The 21,726-nt window shown below is 60.4% G+C and carries 20 protein-coding genes; 11 read left to right on the forward strand and 9 right to left on the reverse strand.

The features are described 5' to 3' along the window. Positions 1-351: 351 nt before the first annotated feature. From AOT96_RS03880 to sthA, 3 genes are all read right to left on the reverse strand, one after another. Positions 352-1,215 (reverse strand): class I SAM-dependent methyltransferase, encoded by an 864-nt coding sequence (locus AOT96_RS03880; protein ID WP_007733954.1) that lies wholly within the window; start codon positions 1,213-1,215, stop codon positions 352-354. A gap of 93 nt (positions 1,216-1,308) precedes the next feature. Continuing rightward, entirely contained in the window at positions 1,309-2,211 is a 903-nt protein-coding gene (locus tag AOT96_RS03885; RefSeq protein ID WP_054188915.1) for a hypothetical protein, read from the reverse strand. 151 nt (positions 2,212-2,362) lie between these two features. Beyond that, the gene (gene sthA, locus AOT96_RS03890) at positions 2,363-3,775 is read right to left on the reverse strand and encodes a Si-specific NAD(P)(+) transhydrogenase (RefSeq protein ID WP_065351323.1); all 1,413 of its coding nucleotides are present in this window, start codon (positions 3,773-3,775) and stop codon (positions 2,363-2,365) included. 470 nt (positions 3,776-4,245) lie between these two features. Between sthA and AOT96_RS03895 the strand changes: the two genes are divergently transcribed. From AOT96_RS03895 to AOT96_RS03920, 6 genes are all read left to right on the forward strand, one after another. Beyond that, complete coding sequence (locus AOT96_RS03895; protein WP_065351324.1) at positions 4,246-5,760, forward strand: condensation domain-containing protein; 1,515 nt, start codon at positions 4,246-4,248, stop codon at positions 5,758-5,760. Next, entirely contained in the window at positions 5,693-7,159 is a 1,467-nt protein-coding gene (locus AOT96_RS03900) for a condensation domain-containing protein (protein WP_065351325.1), read from the forward strand. Before AOT96_RS03895 ends, AOT96_RS03900 begins: the two co-directional genes overlap by 68 nt. Further along, on the forward strand, positions 7,159-8,541 hold the full coding sequence (locus AOT96_RS03905) for a condensation domain-containing protein (RefSeq protein ID WP_065351326.1): 1,383 nt from the start codon (positions 7,159-7,161) through the stop codon (positions 8,539-8,541). The genes AOT96_RS03900 and AOT96_RS03905 overlap by 1 nt, the downstream gene beginning before the upstream one ends. A gap of 78 nt (positions 8,542-8,619) precedes the next feature. Then, positions 8,620-9,081, forward strand: coding sequence for a MarR family winged helix-turn-helix transcriptional regulator (locus tag AOT96_RS03910; RefSeq protein WP_042451335.1), 462 nt, complete (start codon positions 8,620-8,622; stop codon positions 9,079-9,081). Continuing rightward, complete coding sequence (locus AOT96_RS03915; protein ID WP_003939720.1) at positions 9,078-9,506, forward strand: organic hydroperoxide resistance protein; 429 nt, start codon at positions 9,078-9,080, stop codon at positions 9,504-9,506. Before AOT96_RS03910 ends, AOT96_RS03915 begins: the two co-directional genes overlap by 4 nt. Continuing rightward, positions 9,503-10,510, forward strand: a complete 1,008-nt coding sequence (locus AOT96_RS03920; protein ID WP_065351327.1) for an NADP-dependent oxidoreductase — start codon at positions 9,503-9,505, stop codon at positions 10,508-10,510. The genes AOT96_RS03915 and AOT96_RS03920 overlap by 4 nt, the downstream gene beginning before the upstream one ends. 78 nt (positions 10,511-10,588) lie before the next feature. Here AOT96_RS03920 and AOT96_RS03925 read toward each other — a convergent pair whose 3' ends face one another. From AOT96_RS03925 to AOT96_RS03935, 3 genes are all read right to left on the reverse strand, one after another. Continuing rightward, complete coding sequence (locus AOT96_RS03925) at positions 10,589-11,464, reverse strand: oxidoreductase (protein ID WP_065351328.1); 876 nt, start codon at positions 11,462-11,464, stop codon at positions 10,589-10,591. Positions 11,465-11,514: 50 nt separating this feature from the next. After that, positions 11,515-12,468: a membrane protein insertase YidC gene (yidC, locus tag AOT96_RS03930; protein WP_065351329.1), complete on the reverse strand. Its 954-nt coding sequence runs from the start codon at positions 12,466-12,468 to the stop codon at positions 11,515-11,517. A gap of 112 nt (positions 12,469-12,580) precedes the next feature. After that, entirely contained in the window at positions 12,581-12,886 is a 306-nt protein-coding gene (locus AOT96_RS03935) for a DUF6412 domain-containing protein (protein WP_029256089.1), read from the reverse strand. 391 nt (positions 12,887-13,277) lie between these two features. Between AOT96_RS03935 and AOT96_RS03940 the strand changes: the two genes are divergently transcribed. Together AOT96_RS03940 and AOT96_RS03945 are read left to right on the forward strand one after the other, a co-directional pair. After that, the gene (locus AOT96_RS03940; protein ID WP_065351330.1) at positions 13,278-13,817 is read left to right on the forward strand and encodes a C40 family peptidase; all 540 of its coding nucleotides are present in this window, start codon (positions 13,278-13,280) and stop codon (positions 13,815-13,817) included. Between the two features lie 190 nt (positions 13,818-14,007). Further along, positions 14,008-14,244, forward strand: a complete 237-nt coding sequence (locus tag AOT96_RS03945) for a hypothetical protein (RefSeq protein WP_007733940.1) — start codon at positions 14,008-14,010, stop codon at positions 14,242-14,244. Here AOT96_RS03945 and AOT96_RS03950 read toward each other — a convergent pair. Beyond that, the gene (locus AOT96_RS03950; RefSeq protein WP_007733939.1) at positions 14,219-16,576 is read right to left on the reverse strand and encodes an ATP-binding protein; all 2,358 of its coding nucleotides are present in this window, start codon (positions 16,574-16,576) and stop codon (positions 14,219-14,221) included. The two genes, AOT96_RS03945 and AOT96_RS03950, sit on opposite strands and share 26 nt — an antisense overlap. Positions 16,577-16,772: 196 nt before the next feature. Between AOT96_RS03950 and AOT96_RS03955 the strand changes: the two genes are divergently transcribed. The 3 genes from AOT96_RS03955 to AOT96_RS03965 all read left to right on the forward strand — a co-directional run bounded on the left by AOT96_RS03955 (position 16,773) and on the right by AOT96_RS03965 (position 19,915). Next, positions 16,773-17,498, forward strand: coding sequence for a GntR family transcriptional regulator (locus tag AOT96_RS03955; RefSeq protein WP_042451513.1), 726 nt, complete (start codon positions 16,773-16,775; stop codon positions 17,496-17,498). Between the two features lie 108 nt (positions 17,499-17,606). After that, positions 17,607-19,181: an NCS1 family nucleobase:cation symporter-1 gene (locus tag AOT96_RS03960; RefSeq protein ID WP_058226165.1), complete on the forward strand. Its 1,575-nt coding sequence runs from the start codon at positions 17,607-17,609 to the stop codon at positions 19,179-19,181. A gap of 5 nt (positions 19,182-19,186) precedes the next feature. Further along, positions 19,187-19,915, forward strand: coding sequence for an aspartate/glutamate racemase family protein (locus AOT96_RS03965; RefSeq protein ID WP_007733934.1), 729 nt, complete (start codon positions 19,187-19,189; stop codon positions 19,913-19,915). Here the strand turns inward: AOT96_RS03965 and AOT96_RS03970 are convergent. Beyond that, a complete protein-coding gene (locus AOT96_RS03970) occupies positions 19,882-21,057 on the reverse strand; it encodes an MFS transporter (protein ID WP_003939751.1) in 1,176 nt (391 codons plus the stop codon). The genes AOT96_RS03965 and AOT96_RS03970 overlap by 34 nt on opposite strands. 98 nt (positions 21,058-21,155) lie before the next feature. Continuing rightward, positions 21,156-21,467, reverse strand: a complete 312-nt coding sequence (locus tag AOT96_RS03975) for an ArsR/SmtB family transcription factor (protein ID WP_007733929.1) — start codon at positions 21,465-21,467, stop codon at positions 21,156-21,158. Positions 21,468-21,726 lie beyond the last annotated feature (259 nt).

Below are 21,726 nucleotides of genomic sequence, written 5' to 3' on the forward strand. Positions count from 1 at the left end.
CGTAAGCGGGACATTGGGGCGCATTGGAACTATCTGCGAGAACGCGGTTTCCGTTACCAATTGACCGATCGAACAGCGACGCAGGTTCATTCGAACCTGATACTGCAACTTCGCCGAACGGTTGCAACAACGCCGAGCAGAGTTCGAGCGAAAAGCACTATCCACCAGAAGTATTAGCTCGAAAGAACTACGATTAACTCGATTCCTGGACGCACCACATCAGACGCGCCGACTTGCGATAAGGGCGAGCTGACAGGCAACAACCGGGACAAAGCCATCCGACGATCATGCACGAAATACGGCCACGCCGCTCGAGGAGTAATTCGAAGTCTTCCAAGGGATCGGCTCTGCTCACTCACTTCGCTGGTTTCGCCTGGCGACGATGGCGAAGTTCAACGGTATCCGCGGAGAGTGGCTCGGCAGAGTCCATCCGTTGGCGCATGGAACGAGTTCGGGGAAGGCCGGCCAGTCCATATAGGGAAGTTCCGAAACTGATTCGATATGAAGACCCGCATCCAGCAAGGAACCAATGACCTCGCCTAGGTCGTGGCGCCATTCGTGGTTGGCAGTGTGCGCTATCTGCCCATCGGAGGTCCCGGTGTAAGTCGCCGAGTCTTCGTACGATCGCATGCCGCCTCCGGAGAGGTAGTCGTCGGTGATCATCCACGGCTCGAACGCCATTGCGCCGAGGATCGGATGATCGTCCCGGATCTGAAACACCCCACCAGGCTCGAGGAGGTCGTGGATCGACTGAGCCCAAGCGGTGAGTTCCGGCAACCAGACGATTGTTCCGGCACTGGTGACGATCGCGTCGAAACGTCGGTCGATCAGCGTCGAGGCGAATCGCGCATCACCTTCCACCCAGGTGATCTCGCGGTTGTCTGCCTTTGCGATACGAGCAGCGTGGTGCAGAGAGTTGGGTGACAGATCAAGCCCGTGCACGTCGATCGCACCAAGACGCGCCCAGGAGATCGTGTCGATCCCGATGTGGCACTGCAAATGCAGGAGCGAGTGACCTTGCACTCCTGACTGTGGCAGATGCGGGGCCAGAATCGACAAGTCGTTCTGCACAACTGTGGAAATGGTCGCTCTGTTGGCGAGAAACCCGCCGACGTCATACATTTCGGAGCGCACATGCACATCGGCGCGATCGTCCCAATTTGCCTTGTTTCCGGCGATGGCTTCGGCCTCGTGCTTCGCTGCTGCCCCTTGCATGACTACCCCTCCGAGATCGGCCTGAACTGCCTTTCTAACACGTCTGTAGTCGTGTTCGCCGTCGTGTCTTCGAGGACACTTTCGTCTACCGGATCAGAAGGTAACTTCTTCGACCGGTTTCTCCTCGTGGCTCGCCGCGCCGAAGACGGCCACGGCGACGGCACCCGCGATTGCCCCGACGAAGCCGACGACGGCAAGCCATTCCAGGCCCGGTCTCGACGCGTCGCCGAGCACCACGACGCCAACGATTCCCGGAACCACCGTCTCGCCGACAACCAGAGCCGCTGTCGCTCCGTTGACGGATCCCAGTTGCAGCGCCACCGTGTGCAGATAGAAACCGCCCAGGCCCGAGACGAGGATCGCCCAGCCGGCCGGATCGCGGAGCATCGTACCGATTTCGAACGGATCGATTCCGTAGACCACGCGTACGGCAATGGCCAGACAGCCGAACAGCACACCTGAGATCAACCCGGCGACAACTGCTGCGCGTGAGCCCAACCATCGGATCAAACCGATGCCGATCAGCAAGATCAACGCCGAGCCCACGAGGACACCCCAATGGACGACGTCGTTGGAACTCCCACCGCCCGCGTGACCTGACGACAATCCGAGCAGCAGGAGCGATCCGATCACCGCAGCGATCGCGAACCAGTCGCGACGATGCAACTGGATGCCGAGGACCACGGTCCCCAGCACTGCCGTGATGACGAGATTGGCACTGACCACTGTCTGCGACAAGAACAGTGGAATGAGCCGCGCGGAGATGGCACTTCCGGCGAATCCGACCGCATCGAGCACGGTGCCCAGGATGAACGACGCCGTCAGCGCGGCCGCGAACGTCGAACGCAAGGTCGGGCCACCCGACGCCGTCACGTGTCCGGCCTCGCCACGCTGCTCGGCGGCAGCTGCCGACTTGCGCGCGCCGTAGGCTTGCAGCACGGATGCAACGCCGTACCCGACGCATGCCACGATCGCGGCAATCAGTCCGATCAGCATCGAAATTCCACACGAAGTTCCTGGGCAATGGTCATGGAGATAGACCCTGCCTTATTTCCCCAGGCCTGACATCACCCTCAGGTATTCGAACAAGTGCTACCCGAGAAGTACACCGACCGCCCCTGACCGGTACCTGGGGACACCCCGACCCCTAGTGGAATTGCTTGAGAGCCCTGATCTTGTTCATGACGTCGAGCGCCGCCACCTTGTACGCCTCGGACAGTGTCGGATAGTTGAAGACGGCGTCGACAAGGTATTCGACGGTCCCGCCGCACCCCATCACCGCTTGGCCGATATGCACGAGATCCGTTGCACCCGAGCCGAAGATATGAACACCGAGCAGTTTCAGGTCATCCGTCGACACCAAGATCTTGAGCATCCCGTAGGTGTCGCCTGCGATCTGCCCGCGTGCGAGTTCGCGGTATCGGGAAACCCCGACCTCGTACGGCACCGATTCCTTGGTCAAATCGACCTCGGTGGCGCCCACGTACGACACCTCGGGAATCGAGTAGATGCCGATCGGCTGCAGATCCATCAGCTTCGCGCCTGGTTCGTCGAAGGCATGATAGGCCGCGAGTCGACCTTGATCCATCGACGTCGCCGCCAACGCCGGGAATCCGATGACGTCACCGACGGCGTAGATGTGTTCGACCTTGGTGCGGAAATTGTCGTCGACGTAGATACGGCCACGTTCGTCGGCTTCGAGCCCGGCGTTCTCCAGCGCGAGTGGCGCCGTGAGGCCTTGCCGTCCAGCCGAGTACATCACGGTCTCGGCTGGAATCTGCTTGCCGCTGCGCAGCGTCGTAAGCGTTCCGTTCGCTCCGACGTCGACGGCCGTCACTTCTTCACCGAATCGGAAAGTGACCGCCAGATCGCGTAGATGGAATCGAAGCGATTCGATGACCTCGGGGTCGCAGAAGTCCAGCATCGACGTCCTCTTCTCGACGACGGTGACCTTGGTGCCGAGTGCCGCGAACATCGATGCGTACTCGATACCGATCACTCCCGCGCCCACGACGACCGTGGTGGTCGGGATGGAGGTCAGATCGAGGATTCCGTCGGAGTCGAGCACCCGGTGACTGTCGAAGGACACCCCCGCCGGGCGAGCAGGCAACGTTCCGGTCGCGATCACGACGAACCTCGCCGTGATCGTCATCTTGTCTCCGCGCGAGGCGTCCTCGACGAGGATGGTGTGCTCGTCGACGAACGAGCCGACCCCTACCAACAATTCGACGCGGTTGCGCAGGAGCTGAGATCGAACGACTTCGATTTCTTTGGTGATGACATGCTGGGTTCGCGCCAGCAGGTCGGCCGGAGTGATGTTCTCCTTGACGCGGTAACTCGCGCCGTACAGTTCGCGTTGGTTCATCCCGGTGAGGTAGAGAACCGCCTCACGCAACGTCTTCGACGGAATGGTGCCGGTGTTGACGCACACTCCCCCGAGCATGTTGCCCTTCTCGACCATCGCTACCCGTTTACCCAGCTTGGCCGCCGCGATGGCAGCCTTCTGCCCACCCGGGCCGGAGCCGATCACAACCAGGTCGTATTCCATCGGATCAGTCATCGCTTACAAATACCGTCTGCATACGACCGGCAGATGCCGAGCATGTCAATACTCGGTGAACAATCCGCGCGCCGAAACGACACGACGGCAGTACACGAACCCTGTTGCAATTAAAAGAGATACAGCCGAATCCATACGAAACTTGCTACACATAAACATATTCCGACGTTTGCATGCGCACATGCTTCGTCGCCGACGGAATTCACAACGGTCTGTTGAAATTTGTTTCACCACAGAGTGATTGATCGATCAACTGACAGGTGACCAGGGCCGTAAACCGGATGTCCAGTATTCGAATTGTCCGAAATAACGAGCGGAATGTTCCTCGTCACATCCCGCACCGAAGCAGTTGCGCGGAGCCTCGGGCCGCGTTCTACTTGCCTTGACTAATCATCTGTCACTCTCGGTTACAAACATCCGCCCCGTTCACGATCCCCACCTTTCGCCATCTCGAGAGATCAGGTTTCCCAATGGAATTCACGGAACTTGCCGACTATCCCCTACCTCCAGGGGCCGTCACCGAGTGGACTCCCGCCGCGGTGAATCCGCCCGAGCTGTGGCCTGTCGACCAGCGTCCCGCCAGCTACATACACGAGGCACACTTGAAACATGCCCAGCAGGCGAAACGGCAGCTGCACCATCAGACCGACGTGTGCACTCCGTCGTGGCTGGGTACCTCGTTTCGCATCCACGACCGACTCGACCGAAGGATCTGGGCGGCCGCTCTCGATCACTGGATCGATCGCCACGAAGTGCTCCGAACACACGTCGCCGTGGAGGGCGAAACGATAGTCCGACGCACCGCGGCGTCTGGAGACGTCCGGATTCTGGGCACCGAGGTCGGACACCTTGCGTCCTCGATGTCTGTCTTCACGCATCTGCAGCAACTGCTCGACCGATCGACCGATCCACTTGTCTGGCCTGCGTATCAGTTCGCGACGATCGAAGGCCCCAACCACTTCACCGTGGTTTTTGCCGCTGATCATGCTCTGCTGGACGGATATTCGGTGGCGTTGACCGCGCACGAACTGCAGACGATCTACCGATCGTTGAGCGAGGGAAGCCCTCCCTCGCCGCCGGAGACCGGAAGCTACATCGACTTCGGCACCAAGGAACGAGATCTCGTGGGACACGCGGACCGCTCTCACCCGGCAGTGCAGACGTGGCGCGAGTTCTACGCGCAGGGCGAGGCTCCGTACTTTCCAGCGCTACCCGAACCGGTCACCGGACGCCGAGTCCCTCAGCAGAGCCTGTCTGCCTGGCTTCTGAGCGCCCGGGGAGCCGAACGCCTGGCAGAAGCGAGCAAGCGCAGCAACCAAGGATTCCTGGCCGCGATACTCGCGTGCGCGGCCAAGGTGACCGGCGATCTCACCGGTGCAGACGAATTCCGCGTCGTCGTGCCGCAACACACCCGTTCGGAGCTTCGATGGGCCGCGTCGCTGGGATGGTTCATCGGTGTTGTGCCGGTGAGGATTCCGATTGCCCCCGCCGCAACCGTGAGCGATCTGGCCAAGGTTGCCGGCACGGAGATACGGCGCGTCCGCCCCGCCGCGGCACTGCCGTATTCGAAAGTGTGCGAGCTGATCGACTCCCCGCAGCACCTGCCGTTCGTGCTCTCGTACATGGACGTTCGTCACGTTCCTGGTGCCGAGCAATGGACGAGCTGGCAGACCAGGGGCCTTCGTAGTCGAGATCATTCGGGAACCGACGTCTACATCTGGCTCACGCGGACTCCCGAAGGGCTCAATCTGGCCATACGCCACCCGGGCAACGCGCGCACGAGCCGCCACATCCATCAGTTCGCGGGACTCCTACGCCGCGAAATGGAGGACTTTGCCTTCTCGACCGACACTTTCGCACCTCCGACCAACACCGCCGTACCGATCAATACCGCTGTACCGATCGAGGAGAACTCTCATGGAAATGACACCCATCGATCTCTGGGCACCGAAAGCCGGGACGCTCACCGAGTTCAGGCCTACTGAACAATCCCTGGCGGCGGCATCCGGGGCACCACGGAGCGACCAACCGCTCTCGTTCCTACAGGAAGGACACATTCGTACCGCCGATCACAAGCGCGCACAAGGCGTCGACTGGTCACCGTGGATCGGATTCACGTTCACTCTGCCCGGTGATCTCGATCGGGAGGCACTGCGTCGGGCGGTCCAGGCGTTTGTCCTGCGGCACAACACACTGCACAGTTGGTTCGAGGTGAGATCATCCGAAGATCCCGACGGTAGCGGGGTCATCGACCGTCACGTGGTGGATGCGTCGACGATCGAACTCACGCCGCACAGCATCGGTTCTCTGAACACGACAGATGCGGTTCGCGAGCATGTGAGCCGAAGTTTCGCCGGCGATACCAGCCCATTGCAATGGCCCTCGTTCATCAGTGGCGTCGTCGAGCACGGCGCCGGCTTCACCGTCTACTACGGCGTCGATCACTCGCACACCGACGGCCTGTCGTTGATGCTGGGCGTCGAAGAACTTCGTGCGCTGTACATCGCCGAAAGCGCCGGCATCGACGCTCAACTTCCCTCTCCCGGCAGCTACGTCGAGTACAGCGGCGAGGAACGGACATCCGCGGGGAACCTCGACCTGGCCGCAGCGCCTGTGCAGCAGTGGATTTCGATTCTCGCCGCCAACGCCGGCCAACTCCCGACGTTCCCCCTCGACCTCGGTGTCGCGAGCGGCGAACAGACCCGGTCGACCCGCAAACACATCGACGTTCTCGACAGCGACGAGTCAGCCGCGTTCGCAGCGCTGTGCAAGTCCAATGGCGTCGGCTTCTCCACGGGGATCTTCGCAGCCCTCGCCCTCACCGAGATCGAAGTTGCGGATCGAGCGAACTACTTCGCGCTCAACGCAGTCGGCACTCGCTCCGATCCGAGATACCTCTATTCCCAAGGCTGGTTCATCAATCTCGTCCCGGTCTCGTTCACGCTGAGCGGTGTCACGAACTTTACCGATGCACTCCCCCTTGCCCACGCTGCTCGCGCTGCGGTGAAGGGACTCGCGGACGTGTCCATTCACTCGGTGATCGCCCAGGTGTCGAAGTTGACCGGATCCGACATCGGTGGAACCTCGGTCCCGCCGATGGTGTCGTACATCGACATGCGCCTGATTCCAGGTGCCGAGCACCATGACGAACTCGAGGCGCGGGCACTGGGTGGGCCAGGAACGACGGGTGATCTGTCGATGTGGATCAACCGGAAGGAAGACCGTACGTACGTGATGGTCAGTTTTCCGGACACCGAGCAGGCGCACACATCGGTGAATCGGTACCTACGACACCTTCGCAACGTCCTGAGAACGGTCGCTGATACCGGCGACTACCGTGTCGTGCGTCAGGCGGATGCACGTCAGGAAGTGGAGACCGCCTGATGCACATCACGTTTCTCGACAGGTTCGAGGCACGGCCGGGCCGCATTCTGCAGTGGACGCCGAGTGAAATCTCCACCGGAACGACGTATCCGGTTCCTCCGACCTCCAATCAGCAGCTGCATCTTGCCGGCAGCCGCGGCGATACGACTTGGCTCGCTGCCACTTTCGACGTTCCCGGCCCCATCGACACGGACGCACTCAAGGCCAGCTTCGAGGAATGGACGTCCCGTCACGACGCCCTGTCGTGCTCGTTCTCCCAGGCCGAAGAATCGGGTGAATCCTCGGCACTGTTCGTCGACGTCGCCGACGTCGCCGATCTGCGCCTGCGTGAGGAAACAGTGGCTGACGCGCGAACACCGGAGCGGGTGCGAGAACTCTTGGGCGAGCGCTTGGATCGATGGTGCAATCCTTTCGCGTTTCCCGCGTACTTTCTCGGTGCCATCACCCGCGAGGACCAGTCGACAGTGGTCTGCGGGTTCGACCATGCCATCTGCGACGGCTGGTCCATGAGCATCGCAATTACCGAGATCAGCACTCTGTATCGCGAATACACGCGGGCGGACCGTGATCCGATCGCGTCTGATCTCCTTCCGGAGCCCGGGAGTTTCCTCAACTACTGCTTCCGGGAATCGGCAACCGCGGATCCAGAGCCCGGCGACCACCGGATTGCGGGTTGGCGGTCCTTCCTCCGAGCATGCGGGGGTGACACTCCCCATTTTCCCGTAGATCTGGGACTGCCCGCCGGGGCGATGTCGCCCCAGGGCACAGACACCCGAATGCTCCTCGACGCCGACGAAGCAGAGTTGTTCGACCAGAACTGCGCCGATCATCGGCACTCATCGTTCGGTGCAATTCTTGCGTCGATCGGTTTGGCCACAACACAATTGACCGGCAAGAGGGACACGCACCTACTGTTCCCTGTTCACACGCGTCGGGAACCGCGACACAACCACACCTTCGGATGGCTGGTAGCCAATGCGCCCATCACCGTGACGAGCATGGACAATCTTCACAGCACTGCCCGGGCAGTCAATCTCGCTTTCCACGAGTCACTTTCACTGTCGTCCGTCTCGTCGAGGCAGGTGTTGCGGAGCTTGGGGCCCGAGGTTTCGCCCACTCGCAGAGACATCTTCTCGGTGTCCTACGCCGACTACCGAACCATGCCCGGTGGATCTCGCCCCCGTAAATCAAAGTCCAGCGAATCACAGCCTGCGCCGATCAATCCGCAGCAACTCAGTCGCGTCTCGAACGCCGACGACGTTCAGTTCTGGTTCTCACGAACTCACGACGGATTGGCAGTGCGGACCAGGTTTCCTGCGCCCGCTGCCCGGACAGTGCACACCTTCCTCTCGCATGTCTCCGAGATCCTGTCGACGCCGTAGACGAACGGCCGCCTATCCGTAGATCTATTTGACACTTCTTTGTTGTGCACAACTTAACTGTGCGCTACAGTTGTTCTCGTGACCAACCCACTCGCCCTCGAACGCCAGGTCTGCTTCGCCCTCTATTCGGCGTCGCGGGCCACGACGGCCGCGTACCGGGCGATGCTCGACGACCTGGGAATCACGTATCCCCAGTACCTCGTCTTGTTGACACTCTGGGAACGAGACGGCCGCGGGGTGCGTGAGATCTGTGAGGCACTCGATCTCGATACCGGAACTCTCTCGCCGCTGCTCAAGAGGCTCGAGGGTCTGGGATTCATCGAGCGCCGACGCCTCACCACCGACGAGCGTCGCGTCGAGATTCACCTGACCGAGGCGGGTTCCACCCTGCGCAGCAAGGCCGAGGACATCCCAGCCAAACTCGCAGGTGCCACTGGTCTGAGCACCGACGAACTCACCGAACTTCGAGACGTTCTCACTCGTCTCGGCGAGTCGCTCCAAGCATCCAATGCCCACTCCGACGGAAAGAAGAAGTCATGAACATCGTCTACACCGCAGAAGCACTTGCCACCGGCGAAGGCCGCAACGGTCACGCTCGCACCTCGGACGGACGCCTCGATCTCGGCCTCGCCATTCCCAAGGAAATGGGTGGCAGCGGCGAAGGCACCAACCCCGAGCAGCTCTTTGCCGCCGGATACGCAGCATGCTTCCACTCCGCTCTGCAGATGGTCGCCCGTGCCGAGAAGGCCAACGTGGCTGATTCCGCAGTCGGCGCGCGGGTCGGCATCGGCCCCAACGGTGCAGGAGGCTTCGGACTCGCTGTGACGCTGGAGGTTTCACTCCCCCATCTACCCCATGATCAGGCCGTCGAGCTGACGGAGAAGGCACACCAGGTGTGCCCGTACTCCAATGCAACTCGCGGCAACATCGAGGTCACCCTCGAAGTAAGTAAGGACGACGAATGAGCACTACCACTGTCAGCCGGGAAATCCGTCTCGCTTCACGCCCGAACGGTTGGCCCACGTCGGAGAACTTCGCCACCGCCGAAGTAGAACTCCCCGAACTCGAAGACGGCCAGATCCTGGTCCGCAACATCGCCATCTCCGTCGACCCGTACATGCGCGGCCGAATGAACGACGTGAAGTCCTACCTTCCGCCGTTCCAGGTCGGTGCGCCGCTCGACGGTGGTGCTGTCGGCGAGGTCGTCGAATCCAAGTCGACTGATCGCGCCGTGGGCGACGTCGTCGTCCACGGCCTCGGATGGCGTGAATACGCCATCCTCGACGGATCCGCAGTGACTCCGGCCGACACGTCCATCGCGCCGGCGACGGCCTACCTGGGTGCCCTCGGCATGACTGGCCTCACCGCGTATGCCGGCCTCACCGCGGTTGCGGAGTTCAAGGAAGGCGATACCGTATTCGTCTCCGGCGCAGCAGGTGCCGTCGGATCGCTCGTCGGTCAGATCGCCAAGTTGCTCGGAGCGAAGCGAGTAATCGGTAGCGCCGGTTCACCGGCGAAGGTTGCCCGACTTCTCGAACTCGGATTCGATGCGGCATTCGACTATCACGACGGCCCGATCACCGAACTACTCGCCGCTGCCGCCCCTGACGGCATCGACGTGTACTTCGACAACGTCGGTGGCGAGCATCTCGAAGCCGCAATCGATGCCATGAACCAGGGTGGCCGGATTGCCCTGTGCGGAGCCATCGCTCAGTACAACACCACCGAGAAGCCCACCGCTCCCCACAACCTGGCACTGGTGATCGGCAAGCAGCTCACACTGCGCGGATTCCTCGTGGGCGGCTACCGTCACCTCGGTGGCGAATTCCGCACCCACATGGCAGGGTGGCTCGCCGACAACAAGATTCAGTGGGACGAGACCATCGTCGAAGGCCTGCAGAATGCACCGCAAGCGTTCATCGACCTGATGCGCGGCGCGAACACCGGCAAGATGGTTGTCACGCTGTAACCCGAACAACATCTAGCTCGAGCGGATATGAAGGTGGCCGCGAACTTCTCGAAGTTCGCGGCCACCTTCATATCTGAATCAAATCCCGAACGAGACTCCGGTCAACTTCTCCGACAGTGTCCACAAACCCGAGGCTGTCTTCGTATCGTGTGACTTCTTGTTCGACCCCACGACCTTCGGATACCCTCGCTGCTCGAACGGACCGTCCGGTCCGATGTAACTGCCGCCGAAGGCATCCGGCGCGGTTGCCGCCCACAGTTCGGGAAGGGCGCCCATCTCCGCGGACTGCGCGAAGATCGAATTGCCGATTCCCATCAGCTTGTCCTGGATCGACTCGGTGTGCCCCTGCAGGTTCGTCGACGCGTATCCCGGATGCGAAGCGAGCGCTTTGAGCGAAGATCCCGACGCCGCGAACCTGCGTTGAAGTTCGTACGTGAACAACAGATTGGCAAGCTTGGACTGCCCGTAGGCCAACCATCGGTTGTACTTCCGACGCTCGAAATTGAGATCGTCCAGATCGACAGTTCCGAGCTGATGCAGGGCACTGGACATCGTCACGACACGATCGGTGAGCTTGTCCTTCAGCAATCCGGTCAATGCGAAGTGTCCGAGATGGTTTGTGCCGATCTGCATTTCGAATCCGTCGACCGTCCGGCGGAACGGAACCGCCATCACGCCGGCGTTGTTCACCAGGACGTCGACCTTCTCCGTTGCGTCGGCGAAGGCTCGTACCGACGACAGATCCGAGAGGTCCAATTTGCGGACAACCGCGTTGGGCCCGATCTCGGCGGCTACGGCGTCGGCCTTCGTGGTGTCACGACAGGCGAGGACGACGTCGGCCCCGGCTTTGCCCAGCGCTCGTGCGACTACCTCACCCAGTCCGCTGTTCGCCCCCGTGACGACAAATGTGCGGCCGGTCTGATCGACTACGTCTTCTTCGGTCCATTTGGTCATGCTTTCCAGCGTACGTGCCTTACTCGCCGGTAGGGAGGGGTCGCTTTCCGTCATCGCCTGCGCTTGGCGCGGATGGGCTTGGCGCCCGGCAGCGGCGGTGCAGCCACTCTGGGCGACGGGGGCGCGGTCATTCCGGGAGTCGGCGACGATTCGGCTTCCTTCCGCTCCGCAGCGATGCGTCCGTACACAAAATGCTGTTGTCCCAGCGTCCAGCAGTTGTTACTCACGAAATACAGCAGGATCGCCACGGGCGCGAACGCACCGAAAGCGATCACCCCCACCGGAAACACCCACAATGCGAGCTTGTTCATGATCGCTGTTTGAGGGTTGACGGTTCCGGTGTCCACTTGGCGCGCGATGGATGCCCGCGATGTGAAATGTGTAGCGACGGCGGCAAATATCATCAGCGGTACCGCTACCAGAATGATGGAGATACGGCTGACGTCGCCGAATGCTTCCAGTTGTGCTGCCGGGCTCGAAATCATGGCGGACAACGGTGCGCCGAACAGTTTGGCGTCGAGAAAAGACTGCACATCCGAGGCACTGAAGAAGTAGTTGGCCGTGTTCGCGTTGTCCGCCACCGACATCGGTTCGGTCGGGCTCAGAAACGGGACGTGCGATGCCGCTCCGGTCCGATTGAACGATCGCAGGACGTGATAGAGACCAATGAACACCGGTGCCTGAACCAGCATCGGCAGACAGCCGAGCAACGGACTGTAATTATGTTCTTTCTGCAGCTTGGCCATCTCTACAGTGAGTTTCTGTCGGTCACCCGAATACTTCTTCTGCAACGCCTTGATCTGAGGTTGCAGCTTCTGCATCACCAGTTGAGTGCGGACCTGCTTGACGAAGGGTTTGAACAGCAGGGCTTTGAGCGTGAAGACGAGAAATACGACCGACAACGCCCACACGACGCCGTTGTCGGGTGATCCGGAGACCAGTGAGAAGACCTTGTGCCAGAACCAGAGGATTCCGGACACGGGGTAGTAGACAAAATCGAGCATGACGAATGAACCTCACCGAGAGGCACGCTCAGAGAGATGAGAGCGCGGGAATGGTTGTGGACGCAAGACGTCTGACCGACCTACGACGAGTTCACACCCGCCGACTGCCGATCTACAGACCGATTCCCGGAGCTCGAGGTTGCGGACGACCGGGCGCGTCCGGGCTGCTCTGCCTGCGGAAAGCACCACGCAGGCAGCGTTCGTCATCAGACGGGCCAGTGGCCGAAACCGCGCACAGTTGCAGAAGTTCGTACTTCGAGGAGGTTGCGAGCGCAGCGACCACGAAGACGGCAATCGCAGTTCCCAGCACCGCGGCGCTACCCGAGGAACCAAGCGGAGGCACTGCGAGAAGAGCGATGAACGGCAGCAGAAGCAGCAACAGTGACCGTGTCACCGTTCCTGTGCTCCGCTGTTGCATGACTGCGAGAGTACAGAACGTCTGCCGAATCCAGCCAGACGCTTGCCTCACGTACTTGTTCGCGCAGCCATTTGTGCGCAGGATCGTGGTCCATCCGACCGTGCCACTGTTGAGCGTTCGGCGCTCCCGCTGCGAATCGCCTGACCGGAGCCGGGGGGGAGGCCGGCCGCCGTGCCCTCCTTGATTCGGATCACGAAAGTCCGTCGAAGTTTTCGCGATCGATCAACAGGCCTTGCACCCACAATGCCACTCGAAACAGGTATGCACCCCGTCCAACTGACCGGTGCGAACACGTCGAGGCGCAACCAGGCTGAGTGTCGCAAGCCGAAGCCCGATCACACCCAGCTGGACACCTGCTTCGGGACGCATCGACGCAAAGGCAACACGAGAAATGTCGCACCACCGATTCACCGACCCCCGCACGAGGAAGCATGCACTCGGAAGGGCGCTTGTCGTCGGTGTTCTTTCCCTGACAACCCTTGCCGTGAGTATCGACACCGCGAACGCTCAGGCCCCCGTGCTTCGGGACTGGAACATCGCCGCAGTTTCCGTCGACACGAATCCGGCGAAGGTGTCAGCTTTCGCTTCCTCGGATACAGGCCGCGTATTGGCAGCCGCAGAGTCCAAGATCGGCACTCCGTACGTCTGGGGCGCGACCGGGCCGGACTCGTTCGACTGCTCCGGTCTCGTTCAATGGGCCTATGCACAAGCGGGCGTTTCGATTCCGCGAACCAGCTACGACCAGGCGGTTGGCGGCACTCCAGTTTCCCGGGACGATCTACAGCCGGGTGACGTGGTCCTGTACTACGGCGGGGAGCATGTGGGGATCTACGCCGGAGGCGGTGAGGTCGTTCACGCCCCGACGTCCGGGGAGTCGGTCGAGCGCGCACCCGTGGACTCGATGCCGTACTACCTCGCCCGACGTTACTGACATGAATCCCGCAAGCTCGATGAAACAGCGTGTATCGCGGCGATATTCGAATCGCTCGTCGCGAGCCGAACGATTGACACTCCCCCATTGCGCGGAATGTGATGTCATCCTCTCACCCGCGAGCGCGGTCTGCGCCCGGTGTCGTGGGGCGCGGTTGGACGTGACGCGGTGTTGCGGAGACGGCACTGTCGTGTCCTGGCGAACGGTTCACGGCGACCCCTCGACCGTTCTCGCCATCGTGGAATTGGACGAGGGGCCGTGGCTGTACACTTTCCTCACCGAATCCCCTCGCGCGGATGCGCCTGGACCGCTACGAGTGTCGTTTCAGGGGCGTGAAGAAGGTAAGCGCTACCCGGTGTTCTGCTTGTGCGGCGACGACCGTGGTGAACTGCTATCGGACGTCAACTCCGGCCTGCTGAGCCATTGACCTCACGCGAGTCACGCTCCTGCGCGGTCGAGACGTACCACGCTGCGATCTGCGCTCTGGAACTGAATCCCAGTTTTGTCAGTACGTGTTCCACGTGTCCCTGAGCGGTGCGCAGCGAGATTACCAAGTGCTCCGCAATCGCGCGATTGGTCAACCCTTGGGCAACCAGTTCCGCAACTTGCTGCTCACGAGGAGTGAGGTGAGGCCCTTCAGCCGACGACGCAGTCGTGACACTGGAGCGCTTGTCGAGCGCATATGCGACAGCTTCACCCTCGGACATCGCAAACCCGCTGCGAAACGACTTGTCGAAAGCATCGTCACCCATGGCTTTGCGAGCAGTCTCTGCAGCAGTGTCGTGATGAGCTGACAAACCCGGCAGGCCCGCCAGCCGTCCCCCGACCTTCTGCCAATACATGGCTGCCGCGCCGAGCAGAACCGCTGCATGCTTCCAATCACGTTGCGCTGCAGCAATCCACGCCAACGGCTCGATACACCACGCCGAGTTCATCGGGGCATCGAGAATTCTCAAACTTCGAGTCAAATAGTCACTTGCGGCCTCCAATTCACCTCGGAGCCAGCTCACGAGCCCGAGAGTTCCCAGCGCAAATGCCTGGAACATCATCTCGTCGGCGGGCACGGTGATCGCGAGAATCTCTTCGTTGCACTCCACAGAGCGATCAAGAGCGCCGGACAGGAAGTACGCGACTCCCAAGGTGTCCAGGCCGATCACAACATGCAGCAGATTCTTGTCGAGTCGAAACAGCGTCAACGCGGATTCCAGCTTGGCTGTAGCGGTATCGAAGTTACCTCTGAAGGTATCGACGTATCCGTCTCCCCACGTCGCCAAGCCGCGCGAGCGCACATCCGCCAAGTCGTTTGCCAGGCGCCAACTCTCGTCGACCAACTCTTCTGCCCGTTCGAGTTCCCCCTGCATCGCGTGATTCACGGCGTCGATGGCCAAGACATCCACTCGGAACGGATCCAGCTCTCGATCCTCTGCATTCAAGGCTCGATCCGTCCAGTAACGCGCCTGCACAAGTAATCCACCTGCAAGCCAGAATCTGTACAACGCACCGACCATTCGCGTTGCAGATCGCGCCTCTCCGGCAGTGGAAATCGAGTACTCCAACGCATCGTTGACGTTGCGCTGTTCACGACCGAGCCTTGCGATCCAGGCAGCTTGCCGGCCACTGATCCACTCGGCTTCCGCATGAACGACCAGTGCCTCGAACCAATCACGATGGCTTCGACGCAGAGCGGAATACTCACCGGCGGACTCCAACTTTTCATGTCCGTACTCCCGGAGTAGGTCGAGGAGGTGGTACCGAACATCCCCGTCGGTTTCCTCACGAATCAGGATGGACTTCTCGACCAACGCGGTGACGAGATCGAGCACTTCGGTCGAATTCATGTCCTGCCCACACACGCCCTCAGCGGCATCGAGATCGAACCCACCCGAGAACACCGACAACCTCCCCCACAACTGCTGTTCGGTTGGCGAGCAGAGGTCGTAACTCCAATCGATCGACAATCGCAGCGTCTGTTGACGACTCGGAACGTCGCGTCCACCCGTTGTAAGAAGTCGGTATCGATCCGAGAGCCTGTTCATGATCTGCTCAGCAGACATACCACGCAGGCGAGCTGCCGCCAGTTCGATCGGAAGTGGGAGTCCATCCAAGTCGTGACAGATATGCGCAACGGCGCGCTTGTTCTCCTCGGTGAGGGTGAAACCAGGTACGACGGAAGCCGCACGCTCGGTGAACAACGACACCGATTCGTACTGGGCAATTCCCTCGAATTCGGGCGGCTGTTGCTGCGGTGTGGTGAGTGAGGGAACGCGCATCGTCACCTCACCGCCCAGGCCCAGCGATTCGCGGCTCGTCGCCAGGATCTTGACGCCGGCACATCGCCGTAGGATCGCGCCTACGAACACAGCGACGGCATCGACCAGATGTTCACAGTTGTCGAGCACCAACAGCAGACTCCGATCGGCGCAGTAGTCGATCAATGCCTGCAGCGGGTCCGCCGACGAGACCGACCGGACACCAAGGGTCACGGCGACATGATCTTCGAGGAGATCCGAATCTGTCTGCTCCCCCAGTTCCACCAACCAGGCACCGTCTCGAAACACCCTTTGCAACGCGCCCGCAAGTCGGATCGCGAGCCGTGTCTTGCCCACGCCACCGATCCCGGTGAGTGTCAACAAACGGGACGTCTCGAACAATCTCCTGGCGTCGGCCAACTCACGCCGACGACCGACGAAACTCGTCAGCTCCAAGGGCAGGTTGCCGACAACTCGCTGGTCGGCTTCTGAGCGCACAGCGGATGCCATCGACCGACTCGCTTTCTGCCATACCACTACACAACAACGCTACCCCCACGATCGGCCTCCCGAGCAGCACTCACGCGAGCATGTGATCGGAGCCCACTTGTTCTCCCCCGAGTGCGAGATGCACGACGGCCACACCGGCGTCACGCAGACGAAACAACGTATTCCTACTCTGGCAGACAGACGAAGGGAGACCGACATGCCGCCGCGCCGTAGATCGGTACTGCTGACGCAACTGGTAATCGATGCTCCCGGAAGTCCACAACAAACGATCCTCGACGAACTGCGGCGAGTGATTCTGTCGGGTTCGGCGCCTCCGGGTACCCCGATTCCTCTCGGCGACGTGGCTGATGTGTTCGGTGTCAGTCGAATACCTGTGCGGGAATCACTGAAAACACTGGTCGGAGAGTCCTTGGTCGACCATCGACATCAATTCGGCTACACCGTTGCTCAGCTGACGCCGGCAGAACTGCGAGAGATGTACATCGTCCGCGAAACTCTCGAATCAGCTGCATTGGCCGTCGCCGTCGAGCAGGCAACCGAAGAGGATCACGAACACGCCGTCGAGGTGAACTCCCGTTTGGAGATCGCATTGCGCTACGACGACTCTCAGTCCTATCACTGCGAGAGCCGAAACTTTCATCTCGCACTGACCCGACCGTCTCAGATGCTTCGACTTCTGCACATGTTCGAAGCTGCCTGGAACATCACCGAACCAGTACAGCCGATGGTCCATGTTGCCGGCGTCGATCGCCGGGTTCTGCACTCCGATCACACCGCGATGCTGGACGCATTCCTGCGTCGGGACGCATCCGCACTTCTGAGCGCTTCCGAAATCCATCATCGCCGACTCGATACCGTGATCGCGACTCTACCGACAGACACCGGTCTATTGGCCGAAAAAGATATACCGATCACGCAATAGTCGTGCAACACAGCATCGATACCTTTCTCTCAACACAGTTTTCATCACTGACGCTGAGAGCTCGTGGCACCGTCCGCTGATTTCCTGCACTGATGCACAGGAGCTGTCATGACCGACATTCTTCCGTCCCGAACGACCACTACCCCCACTCCCCCAAAGGAAACCGGATCGGGTGACCTTGTCGAAGCCGCGGGTCACCCTGTCGGAAGCGGCCTGATCAAGCCGGGCTACGACCCTCGTTTGACCAACGAGGACTTGGCGCCGCTTCGCAAGCAGACCTGGTCGTCGTACAACATCTTCGCCTTCTGGATGTCCGACGTACACAGCGTCGGCGGATATGTCACTGCCGGTAGTCTTTTCGCACTGGGATTGGCCAGCTGGCAAGTACTCGTCGCCCTGCTGGTCGGTATCACGATCGTCTACTTCTTCTGCAATCTCGTCGCCAAGCCCAGCCAAGTTACCGGCGTGCCGTATCCGGTGATCTGCCGCAGCGTGTTCGGCGTCCTCGGCGCGAACATCCCGGCAATCATTCGTGGCCTGATTGCCGTGGCTTGGTATGGAATTCAAACCTTCCTCGCTTCAGCAGCCCTCGATGTCGTACTGATCAAACTCTTTCCGTCACTCGCGCCCTATGCCGTCGTCGAAGACTACGGATTCGCCGGACTCTCCGCACTGGGCTGGGGAAGTTTCATGCTCCTGTGGGTACTTCAGGCCTGTGTCTTCTGGCGAGGCATGGAATCGATCCGCCGCTTCATCGACTTCTGCGGGCCGGCTGTGTATGTCGTGATGTTCATGCTGTGCGGCTACCTGATCTACAAGGCAGGCTGGAGCGCCATCGATCTCACGCTCGGCGACGTCAAGTACTCGGGTTTCGACGCCGTGCCTGTCATGCTCGGTGCGATCGCTCTGGTTGTCTCGTACTTCTCCGGACCGATGCTCAACTTCGGCGACTTCTCCCGCTACGGAAAGTCGTTCGCTGCCGTCAAGAAGGGCAACTTCCTCGGTTTGCCGTTGAACTTCCTCGTATTCTCGGTGTTGGTCGTCGTCACTGCATCGTTGACGCTGCCGGTGTACGGCGAACTGATCACCGATCCCGTTGCGACCGTTGCACGAATCGACAGCACCTTCGCCATCGTTCTCGGCGCACTCACCTTCACCATCGCCACGATCGGCATCAACATCGTGGCCAACTTCATTTCCCCGGCCTTCGACTTCTCCAACGTGAGTCCGCAGAAGATCAGCTGGCGCGCCGGCGGAATGATCGCAGCGATCGGCTCGATCCTCATCACGCCGTGGAACTTGTACAACAATCCGGACGTCATTCACTACACACTCGAAACCCTCGGAGCCTTCATCGGTCCGCTGTTCGGAATTCTGATTGCCGACTACTACCTCGTGCGCAAGCAGAAGGTGATCGTCGACGAACTGTTCAGCATGTCGCCGACCGGAACCTACTGGTACAGCAAGGGATACAACCCTGCTGCAGTGATCGCCACCGTGGTGGGAGCCGTCGTCGCGATGGTCCCGGTCCTGGGCAAGGACCTCACCGGGATGTACACCGCAGCGCAGTACAGCTGGTTCATCGGTTGTGGGCTCGGATTCACCGTCTATTACCTACTCGCCGCGCGCTCTTCCTCAGCTGTCCGGAATGCTTCCTCTCCCGACACTGTGACGGTCGACTGATCGTCATGAGAATCAAGGTGATCAACCCCAACACCACGTGGGCGATGACCGCCAAGATCGAGGAATGTGCCCGGACCGTCGCAGGCTCGGGCACATTCGTCGAGGCTGTCAGCCCTGCCATGGGTCCCGCGTCGATCGAAAGCCACTACGACGAAGCTCTCAGCGTCCCCGGAATCCTGACCGAGATCGCCGCCGGAGAAAAGAACGAAGTCGACGGCTACGTCATCGCTTGCTTCGGTGACCCAGGTCTTGATGCAGCCCGAGAGTTGGCCAAGGGCCCCGTCGTAGCTGTTGCCGAAGCGGCCATGAACTACGCAAGTTTCCTGGGTCGCGGATTCAGCATCGTGACCACTCTCGGTCGAACCCGCGGCCGCGCAGCCGATCTGGTGGACCGGTACGGCATGCAGGCTCGGTGCCGGGGTATCCACTCCTGCGAGATTCCGGTTCTGGAACTCGATCGTGATCCCGACGCGCGAAAGGTGATCTTGGAAGCCTGTTTCGACGCATTGGAGCAAGACGACTCGGACGTCCTCGTGCTGGGTTGCGCCGGCATGGCGGACCTGTGCCAGGACTTGTCCGACGAACTGGGTGTCCCGGTAGTCGACGGCGTTGCCGCTGGGGTCACGATGGTTCAGTCGTTGGTCACCCTCGGGCTGTCGACCAGTTCGCGCGGCGAGTTCGCACGCCCACTTCCCAAGAACTACACCGGTACACTGACACCGTTCTCGCTGTGAGCGTGCCTGAGCGAGAGTCGAACACCTGTCACCAGCAGCGCCAGGATCGCGAACAATACTCCAGCCCAGACTAATTGGCGGGTTTCGAAATGCGCGAGAAACAGTCCACCGACCGCAGTGCCGAGCGTGATCCCCAGGTTGGAGAACGAGATGAAAAGGCTGTTGCCGAATTCAGGCGCGTCGACTGCGTCTCGCCCCATCCAGCTCTGCGAAACCACCAGTCCACCGGAATGCACTACACCCCAAACCAACACGGCTACAACCATCGCGCCGAAGTACGGGCCCGCCAGATAGAGCATCACGTAGACGACGATATACAGCAAGGGAAAAGCCACAACCGTGCGCACCACCCCCTTGGCGAGCAGAGCCCCGAAGACGAAGTTGCCGAAGATCATCACGACACCGAAAGCCAATAGCATCGCGCTGATCCACGATCCGCTCATGCCGGTCACCTCGCCGAGGTATTCGGCAAAGTATCCGTACACCGAGAACATGGCTGCGAAGACGAAGGTGACGGAAAGAATGGTCAACCACACGCGCGGCCGGCGAAGTATCCCGACTTGTGCACCGTACGACAGGCGTTGTGTCACAGGAGCCGAGGGCAGAAGTACGACAATCCCGAGAAACGCGAGAACGTTGACCACGGCGCCGAACACGAATGCTGTCGACACCGAAAAGTTCTCGGCCAAATAGGACGTCAAGGGCACGCCGAACGCGAATCCGACTGTGACGCCTGCAAATACCTTGGTCACCGCGGCGGTCGCCTGTTCCGGCGATACCAGACGAACCGCACTTGCAAGCGCGACAGCGAAGAAGACCGGATGAACCACGGCGGGGATGATCCGAAATGCAAACATTACCTCGAAACTCGATGTGGTCGCATACACCACATTGGAGACCGCAAAGACTGCAATCGCCACCAACAGAACGGTTCTCCTGTTGATTCCCGAGGTGATCAGCGTTGTGAACGGACCGGTCACCGCCACGACGAGTGCAAACACACCGACCAACCATCCGGCAGTCGACGCGGTGATACCGAACTTTTCGCTGATCTGAGGCAGAACCCCGATAATGCCCATCTCCGTAGTGATGATTCCGAATACACCCAACGCCAGAACCGGTATCAACAATTTCGACTTCACGACACACTCCTCACTACTACGTCACACAAGACAGTTACATATCTAGATATGTAGATATATTTGGTTGAACAAACAGGCCGACGAGGGCAATTCGGCCGCTACAGCTTTTCGCGAACGAATTCCCTGAACTCGCCGATCACGGATTCGTTTCGTCGGTAATACGTCCACTTCCCGATGCGCTCGGACTCGAGCAGACCCACGTCTTTCATGCCCTGCAGGTACCCCGAGATCACCGACTGGGCAAGTCCCGATCGCCCCTGGATGTCACCGACACAGACTCCGATGTGAAACCCGAGATCCTGCTGCGTATACGAGTCCTCGTCGAAATACTTCGCCGGATGCGCGAGCCACTCCATGATCTGCAGGCGAGTCGGGTTGGACAGCGCCTTGAAGATCGCCAAAGCATCCATGGACCACACCCCTCTGCACGACAACCGGAACGCATCTACTTTTGTGGATATGTTTGACGAAGTCAAGCCCGATCCGGACCGAAAGCCGTCTGCATCACATCGAAGCATTCGAAGTGAGCTGCGACACTTACGTTTCGACGACCTGCGGAAATCTCAGCGCCGACTTTCTATCTGTGACGACTTGTTTATAGTTATCGCCAACAACGAATTGCCGGAAGTTTCCGGTTCACCTCAGAACGTCCGTGGGTGAACACAATTC

The sequence above is a fragment of the Rhodococcus sp. 008 genome (genome assembly GCF_001682295.1).
GTDB classification, from domain to species: domain Bacteria; phylum Actinomycetota; class Actinomycetes; order Mycobacteriales; family Mycobacteriaceae; genus Rhodococcus_F; species Rhodococcus_F qingshengii.